14 protein-coding genes, 1 pseudogene and 1 CRISPR repeat array are annotated in these 16,523 nt (G+C 36.4%); of the genes and pseudogenes, 10 read left to right on the top strand and 5 right to left on the bottom strand.

Going from position 1 to position 16,523, the window contains the following annotated elements:
- From cas9 to RCH13_RS00040, 8 genes and pseudogenes are all read left to right on the top strand, one after another.
- Positions 1 to 2,238: type II CRISPR RNA-guided endonuclease Cas9 (cas9, locus tag RCH13_RS00005; RefSeq protein ID WP_326985156.1), on the top strand; the 2,238-nt coding region annotated here is incomplete at its 5' end.
- Between the two features lie 17 nt (positions 2,239 to 2,255).
- Positions 2,256 to 3,149, top strand: a complete 894-nt coding sequence (cas1, locus tag RCH13_RS00010) for a type II CRISPR-associated endonuclease Cas1 (protein WP_326985157.1) — start codon at positions 2,256 to 2,258, stop codon at positions 3,147 to 3,149.
- Positions 3,146 to 3,484: a CRISPR-associated endonuclease Cas2 gene (cas2, locus tag RCH13_RS00015; protein WP_326985158.1), complete on the top strand. Its 339-nt coding sequence runs from the start codon at positions 3,146 to 3,148 to the stop codon at positions 3,482 to 3,484. Before cas1 ends, cas2 begins: the two co-directional genes overlap by 4 nt.
- Positions 3,485 to 3,541: 57 nt before the next feature.
- Positions 3,542 to 5,667: direct repeats of the CRISPR family, unit length 47 nt; unit sequence GTTGTTCTTCGTCCCGAAGATAATAATTTTTGAAAGCAATTCACAAC.
- 22 nt (positions 5,668 to 5,689) lie between these two features.
- Positions 5,690 to 6,325: pseudogene (locus tag RCH13_RS00020) on the top strand (DUF7192 family protein); the annotation flags it as partial.
- A gap of 15 nt (positions 6,326 to 6,340) precedes the next feature.
- Entirely contained in the window at positions 6,341 to 6,487 is a 147-nt protein-coding gene (locus RCH13_RS00025) for a hypothetical protein (protein ID WP_326985160.1), read from the top strand.
- Positions 6,488 to 6,622: 135 nt separating this feature from the next.
- Positions 6,623 to 6,904: a hypothetical protein gene (locus RCH13_RS00030; protein WP_326985161.1), complete on the top strand. Its 282-nt coding sequence runs from the start codon at positions 6,623 to 6,625 to the stop codon at positions 6,902 to 6,904.
- Positions 6,905 to 7,013: 109 nt separating this feature from the next.
- Positions 7,014 to 7,292, top strand: coding sequence for a DUF1294 domain-containing protein (locus tag RCH13_RS00035; protein ID WP_326985162.1), 279 nt, complete (start codon positions 7,014 to 7,016; stop codon positions 7,290 to 7,292).
- Between the two features lie 305 nt (positions 7,293 to 7,597).
- A complete protein-coding gene (locus RCH13_RS00040; RefSeq protein WP_326985163.1) occupies positions 7,598 to 7,891 on the top strand; it encodes a GIY-YIG nuclease family protein in 294 nt (97 codons plus the stop codon).
- A gap of 425 nt (positions 7,892 to 8,316) precedes the next feature.
- Here the strand turns inward: RCH13_RS00040 and RCH13_RS00045 are convergent, their stop codons facing one another.
- The 4 genes from RCH13_RS00045 to RCH13_RS00060 all read right to left on the bottom strand — a co-directional run bounded on the left by RCH13_RS00045 (position 8,317) and on the right by RCH13_RS00060 (position 13,059).
- Positions 8,317 to 10,353, bottom strand: a complete 2,037-nt coding sequence (locus RCH13_RS00045) for a dipeptidyl-peptidase 3 family protein (RefSeq protein ID WP_326985164.1) — start codon at positions 10,351 to 10,353, stop codon at positions 8,317 to 8,319.
- Positions 10,354 to 10,477: 124 nt separating this feature from the next.
- Positions 10,478 to 10,627 carry a hypothetical protein gene (locus RCH13_RS00050; RefSeq protein ID WP_326985165.1) on the bottom strand — a complete coding sequence of 50 codons (150 nt, stop codon included), beginning with the start codon at positions 10,625 to 10,627 and terminating at the stop codon, positions 10,478 to 10,480.
- A gap of 71 nt (positions 10,628 to 10,698) precedes the next feature.
- Positions 10,699 to 11,682, bottom strand: coding sequence for a hypothetical protein (locus RCH13_RS00055; RefSeq protein ID WP_326985166.1), 984 nt, complete (start codon positions 11,680 to 11,682; stop codon positions 10,699 to 10,701).
- Between the two features lie 150 nt (positions 11,683 to 11,832).
- Positions 11,833 to 13,059: a DUF2254 domain-containing protein gene (locus tag RCH13_RS00060; protein WP_326985167.1), complete on the bottom strand. Its 1,227-nt coding sequence runs from the start codon at positions 13,057 to 13,059 to the stop codon at positions 11,833 to 11,835.
- A 141-nt stretch (positions 13,060 to 13,200) separates the two neighbouring features.
- Here RCH13_RS00060 and RCH13_RS00065 point away from each other — a divergent pair, with 141 nt between their 5' ends.
- Together RCH13_RS00065 and RCH13_RS00070 are read left to right on the top strand one after the other, a co-directional pair.
- The gene (locus RCH13_RS00065) at positions 13,201 to 14,241 is read left to right on the top strand and encodes an AI-2E family transporter (RefSeq protein WP_326985168.1); all 1,041 of its coding nucleotides are present in this window, start codon (positions 13,201 to 13,203) and stop codon (positions 14,239 to 14,241) included.
- Between the two features lie 79 nt (positions 14,242 to 14,320).
- Complete coding sequence (locus RCH13_RS00070) at positions 14,321 to 14,581, top strand: SemiSWEET transporter (RefSeq protein WP_326985169.1); 261 nt, start codon at positions 14,321 to 14,323, stop codon at positions 14,579 to 14,581.
- 131 nt (positions 14,582 to 14,712) lie between these two features.
- Here RCH13_RS00070 and RCH13_RS00075 read toward each other — a convergent pair whose 3' ends face one another.
- Entirely contained in the window at positions 14,713 to 16,227 is a 1,515-nt protein-coding gene (locus tag RCH13_RS00075) for an FAD-dependent oxidoreductase (protein WP_326985170.1), read from the bottom strand.
- Between the last annotated feature and the right edge of the window lie 296 nt (positions 16,228 to 16,523).

Raw genomic sequence — 16,523 nt, forward strand, 5'->3', positions numbered from 1 at the left:
TGGTCAATTTGCTCCGAATCTTGGTGGTCAGTTTACTCCGGAACAGGTGGTCAATTTGCTCCGAAAATTGGTGGTCAATTTGAGCGTTTTTTCCATATTACCAAGTATTTTAAATTTGATGAAATTCGCATAGAATTAGCACGGGAACTTAAAAAAAATGCAAAGGAAAGGGCAGAAATGACTACAAATATCAATGCTTCAAAACTTGATAATGATAAAATAAGAGATACCATTAAAAAGGATTTTCCCAACGTGAAAAACCCAAGTAAGAATGATATTGTTCGGTACAAATTGTATCAGGAATTGTCTTTCAATGCTTTTAAAAATTTATATACGGACGAAAAAATTAGTTATGAAAAACTCTACAGCAAAGATTATGATATAGACCACATTATTCCGCAGTCAAAAGTTTTTGATGATAGCTTTTCAAATAAAGTATTGGTTCCAAGACAGTCAAATTTGGATAAAGGAAATAAAACAGCAAATGATTATATGTCCAATAAATCCGCAGACACTTTTGAAAAATATTTAGCAACCGTAGAAACACTTTATAAAGAAAAGAAAATTACCATAGCAAAATACCAAAAATTACAGAAACAAGAATCTGAAATTGGAGATGGTTTTATTGATAGAGATTTGAGAGACAGCCAGTATATTGCTAAGAAAGCAAGAAATATTTTATATGAAATTTGCAGAGTTGTAACACCAACTACTGGAAGTGTTACGGATAAATTGCGCCAAGACTGGGGTTTAATCAACATAATGCAAGAGCTTAATTTTGATAAATTTAAAAAATTAGGCTTAACAGAAATGGTGGAAAAGAAAGACGGTAGTTTTAAAGAACGTATTGTAGATTGGAGCAAACGGAATGACCATCGCCATCATGCCATGGATGCTTTAACCGTAGCTTTTACGAAGAATAGTCATATACAGTTTCTCAATTATTTAAATGCGAGAAAAGATGAACATCATCAAAAACATAACGTAATAATAGGTATTGAAGGAAAGGAAACTACGTGGATTTATGATGATGACGGAAACAAAAAGCGTGTATTTAACTTACCGATTACAAATTTCAGAGAACAAGCTAAAGAACATTTGGAAAATGTATTGGTTTCACATAAAGCAAAAAATAAAGTTGTAACCAAAAACAAGAATAAGACAAAAAATAAAGAAGGGGAAAAAGTAAAGGTAGAACTCACTCCTCGTGGACAATTGCATAAAGAGACGGTTTATGGAAAATACCAATATTATGTAAATAAAGAAGAAAAAGTAAGCGGAAGATTTGATAAAGAAACCATTGAAAAGGTTTCAAATGCAGTGTATAAAAAACTTTTAATGGAGAGGCTTTCCGAAAATGAAAACGATTCTAAAAAAGCATTTACTGGTAAAAATTTTCTTAGTAAAAATCCGATTTATATTGATGAAGCGAAAACAGAAAAGCTGCCCGAAACGGTTAAATTAACTTGGCTGGAAGAAGATTATTCCATAAGAAAAGATATTACTCCGGAGAATTTTAAAGATATAAAAACGATCGATAAAATATTAGACGAAGGCGTAAAAAGAATTTTGAAAAATCGCTTGGAAGAATACGGTAGTGATCCGAAAAAAGCATTTTCAGATTTAGATAAAAATCCTATTTGGCTCAATAAAGAAAAAGGTATTTCTATTAAAAGAGTAACAATTTCTGGGGTAAAAAATGCAGAATTTTTGCATTATAAAAAAGACCATTTAGGAAATGATATTTTAGATAAGAATGATAAAAAGATTCCTGTAGATTTTGTGAGTACTGGGAATAACCATCATGTTGCGATTTATAGGGATGAAAAAGGAAATTTGCAGGAAAGGGTAGTATCATTATTTGAAGCGGTGCAATTAGTAAATGCAGGTGAGCCAATTATTTCAAAAGATTATAACCAAGGTTTGGGGTGGCAATTTTTGTTTACTATGAAGCAGAATGAATATTTTGTTTTCCCAAATTCAAATACAGGTTTTAATCCTAAAGGAATTGATTTATTAGATGTTAATAATAAGAAATTAATAAGTCCGAATTTGTTTAGGGTGCAGAAATTTACAATTAGGGATTATTTTTTCCGACATCACTTAGAAACTAATGTTGAAGACAAGTCTTTGTCTAAAGGGATTACATGGAAAAGAGAAGGATTGGGGGGAATAAATGAGATTATCAAAGTTCGCCTTAATCACCTAGGAGATATCGTAAAAATCGGCGAATATTAAATCAATAGTCTAAGCTTATGATCACCCGCTCTATCTACATAGGCAATCCAGCATATCTCAGACTAAAAGATGAGCAGATGTGCATCATGGAACCCGATAGTGGACAAATTAAAGGAAGAGTTCCCGTTGAAGATCTAGGATTACTCATGCTGGATCATTTTCAAATCACCATTTCCCATCAACTGATACAGAAAATGATGGGAAACAATGTGGTGATCATCAGTTGTGATGCGCATCATCTTCCACACGGAATAATGCTTCCCCTGCACGGTCACACCCAACATTCAGACCGGGTAAAAGACCAATTGGAAGCAAGTGAACCGCTTAAAAAACAATTGTGGAAACAAACGATAGAATGTAAAATTGAAAATCAAAAAGAAGTTTTGCTCCAGTTGGGAAATTATTATGAACCAATGATTGGCTATCAAAATAACGTGAAAAGTGGCGACATTACTAATATGGAGGGAGTCGCTGCACAACATTACTGGAAATATCTGATCAGTTTAGATTTCCTTCGGCAAAGATTTGGGGAGTCACCTAATCAGTTCTTCAATTTTGGATATGCGGTTCTTCGGAGTATTGTTGCAAGAGCGATTGTAGAGACTGGATTGCTTCCTGTATTAGGGATTTTCCATAAAAATAAATACAACCCTTACTGTTTAGCCGATGATTTAATGGAACCTTATCGTCCCTTTGTCGATTTATTGGTGATGAGCTTTTTAGAAAAAAATCCTGATACCGAAGAATTAACCAAAGATTTTAAGGCCTATCTATTACAAATTGCAACGAAAGATGTTAAAATAGACGGACTCAAGAGGCCGTTAATGGTTGCTGTAAAAACTACTGCATCTTCTCTATATAAATGTTATACAAGAGACAAACGCCTTATTTCTTATCCTGAGTTGATATGAAAGCCGACAGGTTTAATGCTTACCGAATTATGTGGATAATGGTTTTATATGATTTACCAACAGAAACAAAAGCCAATATGAGAGATGCTAATCTTTTTAGAAAAAGATTGCTGGATGATGGTTTTGCGCTGTTCCAATTTTCCATGTATATGCGACATTGTCCAAGTCGGGAAAATGCAGAAGTTCATATGAAAAGAGTAAAAGCAATTCTCCCAAAAGCGGGCAAAGTAGCCATCATGTGTATCACAGATAAGCAATTCGGGGACATTGAAATATTTTTTGCCAGGAATAAAGAAGAGCCGCCACCAATGTATCAACAGCTTGAGTTATTCTAAAAAATATTTTCTAAAAACAAAAGAAATCCACTGAAAATCAGTGGATTAACTTTTAAGGTTGTTCTTCGTCCCGAAGATAATAATTTTTGAAAGCAATTCACAACTCACCAGGTGTTGGTCCAGATGTTTTTTTAGTTGTTCTTCGTCCCGAAGATAATAATTTTTGAAAGCAATTCACAACGCGTTTTCAGCTGTGAAAATGATTTTGTTTGTTGTTCTTCGTCCCGAAGATAATAATTTTTGAAAGCAATTCACAACCCACGCTATAACGTCCTTATTTACGTTCTGGTTGTTCTTCGTCCCGAAGATAATAATTTTTGAAAGCAATTCACAACCGTTAAAGACGGTGTAGTATCGTTAATTTCGTTGTTCTTCGTCCCGAAGATAATAATTTTTGAAAGCAATTCACAACTAAAATGAGTTTTGGAAATATGCCTTTGGAGTTGTTCTTCGTCCCGAAGATAATAATTTTTGAAAGCAATTCACAACAAACGCAATAAACGAAAAGGAACTACAAAAGTTGTTCTTCGTCCCGAAGATAATAATTTTTGAAAGCAATTCACAACAGTTCATCGGACTTTAACCAGGAATAAGATGTTGTTCTTCGTCCCGAAGATAATAATTTTTGAAAGCAATTCACAACACATATGACTTTGTGGGATTAGCCTTTTCAGTTGTTCTTCGTCCCGAAGATAATAATTTTTGAAAGCAATTCACAACCGAAAATGAAGCGGAAAAACAATTTGTATGGTTGTTCTTCGTCCCGAAGATAATAATTTTTGAAAGCAATTCACAACTCCTGGAATAACTGCCATTTCTGTTTTTATGTTGTTCTTCGTCCCGAAGATAATAATTTTTGAAAGCAATTCACAACACGGATTTACATGTTAAGAAATTACATCGGGTTGTTCTTCGTCCCGAAGATAATAATTTTTGAAAGCAATTCACAACACTTCAAATACCCTTTCTAAAACGGTAGAAGTTGTTCTTCGTCCCGAAGATAATAATTTTTGAAAGCAATTCACAACAATAACTTTGTTTAAGTCTTCACTCATTTTGTTGTTCTTCGTCCCGAAGATAATAATTTTTGAAAGCAATTCACAACGGTATTCTTAAGATACCTGCAATCCATTGTGTTGTTCTTCGTCCCGAAGATAATAATTTTTGAAAGCAATTCACAACTATAATTGCCGTGATAATTTCACTTACATTGTTGTTCTTCGTCCCGAAGATAATAATTTTTGAAAGCAATTCACAACGGTGTTGGAGTTTTATTAAGTTCATCCTTTGTTGTTCTTCGTCCCGAAGATAATAATTTTTGAAAGCAATTCACAACAAATAGTACCTCGTATTCTGAAACTTGTAAGTTGTTCTTCGTCCCGAAGATAATAATTTTTGAAAGCAATTCACAACTTGTTGATTAATTGTATTGCCACCAACTGCGTTGTTCTTCGTCCCGAAGATAATAATTTTTGAAAGCAATTCACAACTGATCCAAAGCTTCTAATTTCTTAAAGAAAGTTGTTCTTCGTCCCGAAGATAATAATTTTTGAAAGCAATTCACAACCGACAATGCGACGCTTTCTAGTCTATAATAGTTGTTCTTCGTCCCGAAGATAATAATTTTTGAAAGCAATTCACAACTAGAATGTATTTTAGTATCATTGTCTTTAAGTTGTTCTTCGTCCCGAAGATAATAATTTTTGAAAGCAATTCACAACCGAAAACAATTTGTCGAATTCTTCATTTGAGTTGTTCTTCGTCCCGAAGATAATAATTTTTGAAAGCAATTCACAACCGCGGAGAGTGGAGGAGTAACCATATATACGTTGTTCTTCGTCCCGAAGATAATAATTTTTGAAAGCAATTCACAACACCAAGTGCATTATCAATAGTTGCAGGAAAGTTGTTCTTCGTCCCGAAGATAATAATTTTTGAAAGCAATTCACAACTAATCTCGCTAATCACTTCTTTTTTAGGCCGTTGTTCTTCGTCCCGAAGATAATAATTTTTGAAAGCAATTCACAACGTTTATAATCTTTGCGATTTCAGGTGCTTTGTTGTTCTTCGTCCCGAAGATAATAATTTTTGAAAGCAATTCACAACCAAGTTCAGCATCGAACTAATTGCCGTTTTGTTGTTCTTCGTCCCGAAGATAATAATTTTTGAAAGCAATTCACAACGGCGTGAAGGAAGCGGGGATGGACTGAAGGAATGGACGAAGTAAAAAAAATGAGTATGGAATTATCTGAAATTGTAAGTTCTAAAATAGAAAAATGGATTCCAGAGCATGCTTTTGCGGGAAATGTAATTGATGTAGGAATGTTTCTAAGTAGCTCGCCAGAGTATTTTTTAATTAAAAAGTGTACAGAACAAGAACTTAATGGTAAGATTGTAACCTTGGTGTGTTCAATATCTTTTTCATGGACCATAAATTCAGAAGTGATCATCCAAAGAGGTGCGATGATTTGTGCATTGGTCGATGCTTTAGAAATGGCAGGCTATCGTTGTGAGATTATTTTTAATCAGACAACAACTTATTTAAATGGAAAATTTGAGGTAGACTTGTGTTTAAAGAAAGCGCAACAATCGTTAAATATTACTGAGTTGGCATTTTGTTTAGCTCACCCTGCAATGCTTCGCAGATTTATGTTTTCAGTTGCAGAATTAGATGGTTGGGCAGATTACGCTAGTAATTACGGATACCCAGCAAAGGATACGGAAACAGGCGACTTATATATTAATGAAATATTTAGTTCGAAAGTCCCTAATTCGATAGCTATAGAGTGGGTAATTATTCAATTAAGTAATCAAGGAATTCAGATCAACAGTAACAATTAATTAAAATTTTAAACAATGAAAAAGAAAATCACTCCAGAACAAAATGCCGCAAATATGCAAAATAAAAATAAAGGCACAAACGGCTCCAACACACAAAATGCTCAAAATGAAAGTAACAAAGCGAAGCAGTTAGAACAAAATCGGAAAAAAAGTAAAAACTAAGCCTGAGAATAGTTCTCATTTTTTTTATTAAGCACAATGACACCACTCGTAAAGAATATGGTTTTTCGAAACAGAAAAAACTTAAAAGTATAGTCAATTGCTGGAACGATCAAAATATTGATTAATTTTAACCTTATGGAAATTTACTCAGACAACCGTGGCCGCGTAATCTGGCTCACCGTCAGTTCCGATGAAATTAGAGTCGATCTTCAGGATTTAAGTCCAAACTTTGAATATGAAAGATGTGCAGTCGTTAAAGATGTTGATGCAGTTTGTAAAGCTTTGAAAAGTGATTTCGAAAACATAGAAGCTAAACTTTTGGAGAAGCTGGAAAATCAAATGACCGCTTTCGATCTGTTCACCGAGTTGCTGGATAATCATGAAATTTACTTTGAGTATTTTTCTGGGAGGAGATGAACAATACACTCAACAACGCTCTTATCAAATTAAGAGGTAAAAAATTAGGAAATTAATCTTTACTTTGCGACCCTTCTTTTTATTGACTTCAAACATTCCTACCACGATTATGCTCACCAAATACCTCCTCATTTCCATGACCCTCATTACCTTCCTCACCTTTGGGCTGGATAAATGGTTGGCGAAAAAAGAGCGGGGTAGGATCTCGGAAAATGTCTTGCTCATGCTCACCTTTGTGGGGGGAACTTTTGGCGCCGTCTTGGGCATGGTTTTTTTTAAACATAAAACTGCCAAAAAAAGTTTCTTCTTCAAAATCTGCGTGGTGGTTGCACTCCAAATTTTGCTCATCTTTCTTTTAAAAAACCATTTAGAAAGTGACCGCTTATAAACAGTTATACTATTAAAAAGTTTTTTTTAATAGGTATCTACAGAAATTAAAAACTTAATTAAATGTTTGGATCGTATAGGTGGTTGCCCTTCGACAAGCTCAGGGACCGTTCGAAATTAGATGGTGCCTTCGACAGGCTCAGGCACCGCGACAGGCTCAGGCACCGCGACAGGCTCAGGCACCGCGACAGGCTCAGGCACCGCGACAGGCTCAGGCACCGCGACAGGCTCAGGCACCAGAAGTTAGTGCTTTTTTGGGGCGGCTGAGCCTGTCGAAGTCCCAAGTAATTAAAAAATAAGATTCTAATGGCTAAAGGATTTATGTATATTTTAAAATGTGCGGACGACAGTTACTACACTGGTAGTACCGTAAATCTTGAATTGCGATTACTACAACATCAGAATGGAGAAGGAGCTAACCACACCAGGAAAAGGCTCCCGGTAGTCTTGGTCTATTACGAAGAATATCAGAACATTGCAGATGCATTCTACAGAGAAAAACAAGTACAGGGCTGGAGTCGAAAAAAGAAAGAAGCGCTGATTGAAAATAGACCTGAAGATTTGCCGCTTTTGTCTAAAAATAATCAAAGTGATGAGTGAGTGCCTTCGACAGGCTCAGGCACCGCGCTAAGTTATGGCACCAGCAGATATTCGATATTTGATATATTTTACTGGTGTGGTCAGTGCCCTTGTGGTGGCTGAGCTTTCGACAAGCTCAGGCACCAGTAAGAGTTTTTCCGTCGATAGGGTTGTTCCCTCGGTGGCTGAGCCTGTCGAGGTGGCTGAGCCTGTCGAAGCCAAACCACGACAAGCTCAGGCAGCGGATAATGTAATATAATTTCCGTGGAGAAGGTTGAGCTCCTCGTGGTGGTTGCCCTTCGACAAGCTCAGGGGCCGCTCGAAATTAAAAACCGCCTTCGACAATTTCAGGCACCGCGACAGGCTCAGGCACAAGAAATAGCAGAATCTTCAATAAGAATACATCTCTCGGTGGTTGAGCTTGTCGAAACCCAGTGGCTTTCTTTTTAATTATGATCCGGTAAGAAACTATACTCTTTCGCGTACTGCAGCATCTGTTCCGAAAAGGTTTTCGGATATTTCAAAACATAGTCAGTTACTTTGCCGTTCGTGTTTTTCACAGGCGTGATGTAGGGATTTACAAAACCGCGATAGGCGGCCTCTTTGTATTTGGCGTTGCGCGCCAAGACTTCTTTGTGAATGGCCTGATCAACTTTTACACCGTAATTTTCGACCAAATTTTTCGCGGCGTTGTAATCACCTTCAGACTTGATACGTTGTGTTTCCCGCAAAAGCTGACCAAACAAATCATGAAGCTTTTCATAATTGTTGATATTGAAATAAGTTTTACCGTCTCGCATCACTTTCTCAATGACATTGTCTTTCTTGCCTTTTTCAAAAACCCAGGCGCTTACCCATTGTCGGTTTCGCATGTGAGATTCTTCAATATCCGCACCCGGCTCTAAACGCACGAGTTGCATCATCAATCCATTTCGGATATAATTGTCGTAAGCGGCTGTTCCCAAGGCTTTCCAGTCATCCACTAAACCTAGTTCCTGCAATTTAGGATCGTACAGAAAATAAAGTCCAACCAGATCTGCGCGACCTTCTTCCATGGTAGAAGCGTAACTTTTTAAAGTTTCTTTCGGCGTTCCAACACCCGGATTAATTTGTCCCGACGCGTGACCTACCACCTCATGAAGTGCCGTATGCAGTTTGCTGGAAAGCTCGCCATATTTTTCCGCCAAACGAAGTTCTTCCGAATCATTCACAAATTCTTTCAGGCGACCAGAACCACCGGCTTGATTATAAGCATCGATAATATTTCCGAGAGAAATTGATTTCGATCCATGTTCAGCGCGGATCCAGTCTGCATTTGGTAAATTCACACCGATTGGCGTGCTTGGAGAAGAATCCCCGGCTTCTGAAGCCACGATCACTGTTTTGTAACTTACGCCTACCACATTTTTTTTCTTGTGTTGCGGCATCAAGGGTGTATGATCTTCAAACCACTGCGCTTCCTTGGAAAGCACTTCCATTTTTCGCGACATGTCAAAATCTTTGATTTGAACTACACTTTCGTAAGACCCTTTGTGTCCTAAAGGATCATTGTAGACTTCAATAAAACCGTTGATATAATCAATATTACCTTCGGTCGCGCTAACCCAAGCGGTGTTGTAATCATCCCAGGTTTTCAGATCGCCTGTTTTATAATATTGGATAAGCAAGGCTAATCCTTCTGCCTGCTTTTGATTTTCAGTGACTGTTTTTGCTTTCCCTAACCAATAAACAACCTGGTCAATGGCTGAACCGTACATTCCACCGCTCTTCCAAACCTTTTCGCTGATTTTTCCGTTTTCTTGTACCAGTTGAGAATTTAATCCCGTAGATAATGGCCGTTTCGAATCGGGACTTTTCATCGCGGCGTAAAATCTTTCTGCTTCTTCAGAACTAACGTCTTCCCCATAGAAATTCACGGCTGAACCGCGGAGTAAACCTTTGCTCAGATCAAGATTTACTTTTTTATTGTCCACATTGTTAAAGAGGATATCAGCAACCTGTGGCTCCATCTTCGTCTTGGTGGCCTGTAAAAGTTGCTCAAAATAAGCTTTTGAAAAGGTGGGTTTCATCTTTTCGTTAGAGTAGTGGTGATGGATTCCGTTGGCAAACCAAACCCGTTTCAGATAAAGTTCGAAATTTCGCCAATCTTCTGTGTTCTTATTCCCCGTGAAATTCTGGTACACATTTTCCAGGGCACGGCGGATTTTAAGATTGTGTTTATAGTTTTGATCGTAGATCATGTCCCGACCTGCATATCCTGCCTGACTCAGGTAATACACGTATTCTTTTTCTTTTAAGGTTAATTCTTTCCAACCTGGAACCTCATATTTGAGGACTTCAATATCGGCAAAACGATCAATGCTGTTGGAGGTATTTTGACTTTCTTCCTGTGACGTTGATTCATTAGAAGTATTTTGCAGCGTGGTACAGGAAAATACAAGTACGGACGCAAGCGCGAGAAGGGTGATTTTGGATCTTTTCATAATCAGTAATTAAATGAATATATTTATTTTATTTTCGAAATCATAAACTGGTTTTAATATCAATCAAAGTCCAGCTGCTCATTCAAAGCATTAATTCTAAAATATTTATTTATAGAAACAAATTTTATTCCTGAAAGAAAATATCCATCGTGTCTTCATTTTGTTGAACGTTGGAATAGTACATATCGCGGGATTTGCGGTCTTGTAAGCCAGACCTTTTTTGATGTTGAACGATCAGATGAAGGCTTTCAATTTTTTCACCGAGTTTCCGCATAATCATGGAATCTATTTTGAGTAGTATTCCGGCATCGAATAATTTCGTACAATTTTTTTTAACTGAATCCTTTAAAACGGCAAATCAATTCCTTCCGGTAGAATAAAATCCTTTGAGTAGTGTTTTTCCAAAAAACTGAGGGGTGGTTTCTGGAACTGCAAAATATCTTCCCGCTGGATTCCGTACACCGACCAGTAATTGGAGAGCAGTTGCGCAAAAATATCTTCATCCCAAAAACCGAAAATAGGACGATCTGCTGTCGCAGTAATTGGGATTGCTTCAATGGAAATTCCCTTTTCCGTGTTTTCAATTTTATATTCGGGTTTATACTGCAAAATATAATCAGAGTAATGAAAGCGCGCGAATAATTCTTCAAACTGAATGGGATGCAGCACGTGACCTTCCATTTTTTCCAGGATGTCTTCCTGCTTTTCCCCAATTATTCCATTGTCTTGCAAACATGCAATAAAACCAAAACCATTGACGCCAAACTGGAAGAGTAGATTCACCGTATCATCTCGATAACTGAAAATATCCGCAGAATATTTAAGCGGAAAAACCGCGATACTCCAAGGTTTTTGACCTAAAAAAGTGATGGGTTCTACGATGGATTGCAACATCAGATGAAAATTTCCAAACCGTTCCCGAAGTGCTGCAGACAAATTAAATTGATCCCGCAGTTTGAGTTGTCGGTTGCTTTCATAGCGCATTTCGTGGTAGAGCATTCCATACACCATTCTGCCGGTCCAGAGAAAAAGCGAGTGCTCATCAAGTGCATTCATACCTTCGAAACCTAATTGATAAACAGCCTGAATTTTTTCTTCCAACTCTTCAAAAGCTTTCTTTACGCGGGGTGAACACGGCAATTGCAAATCTTGGTATTCGTAAGATTTGGATTTGTCCATCATCTCAATACGATCGGTACCGAATTTAAAATGCTCCATCAACCATTCTGGAAAAACGCTCATTTTTTCGGTGGTTAAATCGCCTGTAAGAAAACAAAATTGCTCATCGAAAATCAAATTCACAAATGGATTAAAGTAAGGTAAAGACATAAAGGAAAGAAAATTAAGTGGAAAATTTTTGCAAATATAGCCATAAACATTGGCTCCTTTTGAATAGATGACCTAGAAATTATTTCAAAAATTTTAAACGAATGATCACTTAAAAAACTCAATTTTAATTTTTGAAAGTTCAGGTGGAATTTAATTATTCTTTTTCGCTGATTCAATCTTCGGAATCCATTTCTCAAACAAACTGCTAAATTTTCTTCTTAAATCCAAGCTTTTCAATTGTTTCATCATCGCCAATAATTCATCCTGAATATATTGATCTTCTTTCCCGTAATTCCAGATCGGGACAATGCATTTTTCAAAACTCTCTAAAAAAGTGGAAGTTGGGCGATAAATTCTTGCGGTTTTTTGGTCATCAAATAAAATTTCGGGAAGTTCATGCGTCATTTTATATTGAAGTAAAGAAAATAGCGCGTGAAGACTAAGAACTGCAGTTGCCGGATCATTAATTCCGGGACTTAAACCTTTCAGCGCGATTTCTGCCAACTGATTGAAACCGTAATCTGAACTTCTGTCAATCGGTTGTCCGCTGAAAAAATCTGCAGAATCTGAGATAATCTTTAATTGGTCTTTCGTAATTTCCTCTTTTCCATAAACGCGCAAACATGGCGTATTTTCTAAAATAAAAGTTCCCTGAGAAAAATAGAAGGAAATATACAGATCATTTTCCGCGCAGTAATTCAACACTTTTTTTTCATTAAATCCTTGAAAATATCCAGATTTTTTAACTTTAATTTCTTGGGCAGATAGATGGTCCCACGTTGGCAAGTCTGCTTTAATGGGTTCAAAATCTTTTTCCATGGTTTGGTAAGTCTGCTTTTTTACACGATCAATCACCGTTTCGTATTTCACGGTTTGCGTTACATAATCCAGAAAATAAATAAAGAGAAAAATATCCACAACCGTCAATAAAATCAGAAGATAAATACTGAGTGCGGGAACATAAATTCCACTGGAAATGTCTCTGATCGTACTCAATAAAAATAAAGCATACACGATGGTTCCAATATAAATTCCGAGAATGACCTGCTGAAAACGGTTTTCGATCATGCTGGTCAAAACCCGGTTGCTCATTTGTGATGCCGCTTGATTCAGCACGATCATCACCATAGAAAAACTAAAAACGGTGAGGGAAATAATGGCACCTGCAACGGTAGAAATAATGGTTCGAGCGGTTCCAGCGTCTTTTAAACTGAGCCAACTTAAATTAGTTTTTAGTTCTTTTCCGAAAGGAGAAAAATCCAGAACCAACATGAAATAGGACAGAAACAAAAACCCTACGGCAATTAAAGCGGGGTAAAAGGCGATGCTTTCTACCATTTTGTTGTAGTAAATTCGGGACCATTTGTTTAAGCTCATCTTCTGGTAATTTTATATGTTAAAAATAAGATAAATAGTTGGGTTTGATATTTGATGTTTTTTTTATTCCAGAATTTTTTAATATCATAAGCCTTTAATTCCGAAACATTTTCCGTTTCAAAATTTTTTGAAAATCATTTTATGGACCAAAAAACCTCCACTCCCGACAATAATAAAACTTTTAAAAATAAAATTTGGATCACGACTGGAATTGTGCTTTTGGTCTTTCTGAGTGCGTATTTATTTACTACGCTTTTAAATCTTTTATTGTTAGTTCTTGCAGGTGTTTTAATGAGCGTTTATTTTCATGCGTGTGCAGATTTTTTAAAAAGGAAGTTAAAAATGGGTTCTCCATATGCGCTTATTCTTTCTGTGATTTTGAATATCATTATTGTAGGAATTTTCTTTTGGTTTGTCGGGGCACGTTTAAATTCGCAAGTGAATGAACTTTCAGACAAACTGCCTCAAACCTTGGAGCATGCGAAAAGTTGGCTTTCGGAAAGACCGTTAGGTGAAAAAATTCTGAATTATTCTACGAATTCTCTGGATTCTGGAAAAGCAAGTTCCACGATCAAATCGTTTTTCTCATCTACTTTTGGAATTTTAAGCGATCTCTATATTGTGGTTTTATTGGGTATGTTTTTTACGGCGAGTCCGAAAGTTTATCGCAAAGGGCTCATTCATCTTATTCCGCCAGAAGGTAAAGCCACAGCGGAAAATTTGTGGGATGAATTGCATCATATTCTGAAGAATTGGTTGAAAGGTCAGATTTTTGGGTTTTTCTTTATTGCCGTTTTAAGTGGGTTAGGGCTTTGGATTTTGGGAATGCCTTTGGTTTTAACCTTAGCTTTAGTGGCGGGAATACTTAATTTTATCCCCAATTTTGGACCTTTAATTGCGCTTATTCCGGCTGTTTTGCTCGGTTTAATGCAGGGAACCAACACTGCGTTATGGGTTCTTGGACTTTATACTTTTATTCAAATTATTCAAACCGCTGTCATGCAACCTTTAATTCAGAAAAAAATGGTGAGTGTTCCAGCTGCGTTATTGGTTTTTGGTCAGGTTGGAATGGGTGTTATTGCAGGATTTTGGGGCGTTTTGCTGGCAACTCCCCTTATCGCGATCGTGATGACTTTGGTGAATAAATTATATGTAGAAAAACAAGAAGGCAAGACAAAGTAAAACTTCGGAGAATGTCAGTTCTCTATTTCTCTTTAAAATTCCGCTACTTTTGCTTACTTTAGTTTTCTAATAATTGAACATGGACGAAAATATTTTAGGTCTTGTTGCGGGTGGAATTACGTCTGTGGCAATGTTGCCGCAACTCCTCAAAATTTTGAAAGAAAAAGACGTTGAAGATCTATCCTTGTGGATGATCCTAGCTTTAATTATCGGACTTTCGCTTTGGGTTTGGTATGGTGTTCTGAAGGATGAATTGCCTATTATTTTGTCTAATGGATTTGCGGTTTTGGTTAATATTTGTCTCTTAATTTCCTATTTTATTTATCGGAAAGAAAAATAAAAGTTTGGCTTACGAGAATACAATAAAGAAACCGGCGAATGATTTCTAATTAATCCACAAAATTTTTAATAAAAAAAAGCGAATCAAAAGGGATTCGCAATTTTAAAAAAGAGGTAAAGAAATGTTGAAATTTAATTCGGCAATTCTATTTTTTCTAAATCTACCGTCGCAGGTCCGTTTAAAACTTTACCTTCAATATCAAATCGAGCTCCGTGACACGGACAATCCCAGGATTTTTCCGTTTTATTCCAGCCTATAGTCCCACCCATGTGGGTGCAAGAACTTTTCACGGCAAATAACTTTCCAGATTCATCTCTATAAACTGACAGAGTTTTCCCTTGTAAAGAAACCGTTTTTCCTTCTCCATTTTTTATTTGTTCTAAATTTTCAATTTTCTCTGCGGTAAATTTATCAGCAATCAAATGGAAAACTGCATCTGCCGTTTCTTTCAGCGTATCTGCAATTCCCGCTTTAACATTAAGCCGAGAAGGATTAAATAGTTTCTCATATTTATTTGCTTTTCCAATGATACAGTCCGAAATCATCATCGCAGAAAGCGTACCGAAGGTCATTCCATTTCCATCAAAACCTGTTGCCCAATAAATATGTTCATCTCCCGGACTTTTTCCAATAAACGGCAAACCATCTGTCGGAGTATAAAATTGAGATGACCATCGATGTGTGATTTTGTCAACATCAAAATATTGTCTTACATAATTTTCTAAATTTTCAAATCGTTCCTCTGGATTTTCTTCCTGACCGGTTTTGTGATCTTCACCACCGGCAATAATGTACTTTTGACCGTCAATTTCCTGCGTTCTGTAATAGTGATATGGCTCATACATATCTGCACCTTGAGCTTCTGGGTAATCATCCGATTGTAAAGTAAATGCCAAAACATAACTCCTATAAGGTGCGGCGAGAAAATTCATACGATTCATATTGGGAATCACATGTGTTGCCCAGATAAAATCCTGAGTTTTGTACGTGAAATTGTCGGTTTTTACTTCTACCATCTTATCTTTTTCGGAAACTTCAGTAACTTTCTTGCCCAGAGAAATTGTTCCGCCCATTTTTAGAAATTCTTCGCTTACCGCTTCGATATATTTTGTGGGGTGAAATTGTGCCTGATCTTTGATTTTAATAATAGTGTCGAAAGGAATAGGAAAGGGGTTTGATGATATTCTTTCTGTCGGAATACCCACTTTTTGGGTCGCTTCAAATAAATCATCTAATTTTTTGGTTTGATCTTTATCCAAAGAAAAGATATAGGAATCTCGATCAGCAAATTCGCAGTCAATATGATGTTCGGCGATGATGGATTTTATTTGATTGATAACTTCAGGTCCGGTTTGAGCTAAAAGTTGGGCATTTTCTTCCCCAAAATCGGCAATAACTTGGTCATATTGAGCATCATAAAAAGTATTGATATGTGCTGTAGTTCCTCCAGTAGTACCGAAACCAATATTATCAGCTTCAATAATTAGACATTTTTTTCCGCTTTTCTGGAGAAGGTAACCTGCTGTAATTCCTGATATTCCTGCGCCTGCAATAATTACATCGTAATTTTTGTCCTCATTCATTGGTTTTGATGATGGCATTTGAACGTCTTGCCATAAGCTTCTATTTTCACCGTCACGTTTCATAAAATTATTTTTTTTGTGTTATTAAAGTATTTGACTTTTTGTAATCAGCAATTTCTACGCCCCAATGAGTTTGATCCTGCGCGTTGTTTATTTAACTAATTTAAGATTTGGGAATTTTTCTTCTAAAACGCATATTATTTATGCGACCATTCTGTTCTTTTGTAATCGTCAATATTTTAAGTCAGAAGTTTAAAGAATTAATTAAATGTATCCCTAAATTGTTCTGCCTTAGGTTTTTATAGAGATATTAATAATTTTATTGGTCAAAAATAGGAGATCATCTCCCGTATAATCTC

The organism is Chryseobacterium sp. MP_3.2 (assembly GCF_035984805.1).
GTDB lineage: Bacteria > Bacteroidota > Bacteroidia > Flavobacteriales > Weeksellaceae > Kaistella.

Coding starts and splice junctions, on each gene's coding strand:
- RCH13_RS00035 (WP_326985162.1), top strand. CDS start 7,014: ATGCTCACCAAATACCTCCTCATTTCCATGACCCTCATTACCTTCCTC.
- cas1 (WP_326985157.1), top strand. CDS start 2,256: ATGATCACCCGCTCTATCTACATAGGCAATCCAGCATATCTCAGACTA.
- RCH13_RS00065 (WP_326985168.1), top strand. CDS start 13,201: ATGGACCAAAAAACCTCCACTCCCGACAATAATAAAACTTTTAAAAAT.
- RCH13_RS00025 (WP_326985160.1), top strand. CDS start 6,341: ATGAAAAAGAAAATCACTCCAGAACAAAATGCCGCAAATATGCAAAAT.
- RCH13_RS00045 (WP_326985164.1), bottom strand. CDS start 10,353: ATGAAAAGATCCAAAATCACCCTTCTCGCGCTTGCGTCCGTACTTGTA.
- RCH13_RS00030 (WP_326985161.1), top strand. CDS start 6,623: ATGGAAATTTACTCAGACAACCGTGGCCGCGTAATCTGGCTCACCGTC.
- cas2 (WP_326985158.1), top strand. CDS start 3,146: ATGAAAGCCGACAGGTTTAATGCTTACCGAATTATGTGGATAATGGTT.
- RCH13_RS00055 (WP_326985166.1), bottom strand. CDS start 11,682: ATGTCTTTACCTTACTTTAATCCATTTGTGAATTTGATTTTCGATGAG.
- RCH13_RS00060 (WP_326985167.1), bottom strand. CDS start 13,059: ATGAGCTTAAACAAATGGTCCCGAATTTACTACAACAAAATGGTAGAA.
- RCH13_RS00070 (WP_326985169.1), top strand. CDS start 14,321: ATGGACGAAAATATTTTAGGTCTTGTTGCGGGTGGAATTACGTCTGTG.
- RCH13_RS00075 (WP_326985170.1), bottom strand. CDS start 16,227: ATGAAACGTGACGGTGAAAATAGAAGCTTATGGCAAGACGTTCAAATG.
- RCH13_RS00040 (WP_326985163.1), top strand. CDS start 7,598: ATGGCTAAAGGATTTATGTATATTTTAAAATGTGCGGACGACAGTTAC.
- RCH13_RS00050 (WP_326985165.1), bottom strand. CDS start 10,627: ATGCGGAAACTCGGTGAAAAAATTGAAAGCCTTCATCTGATCGTTCAA.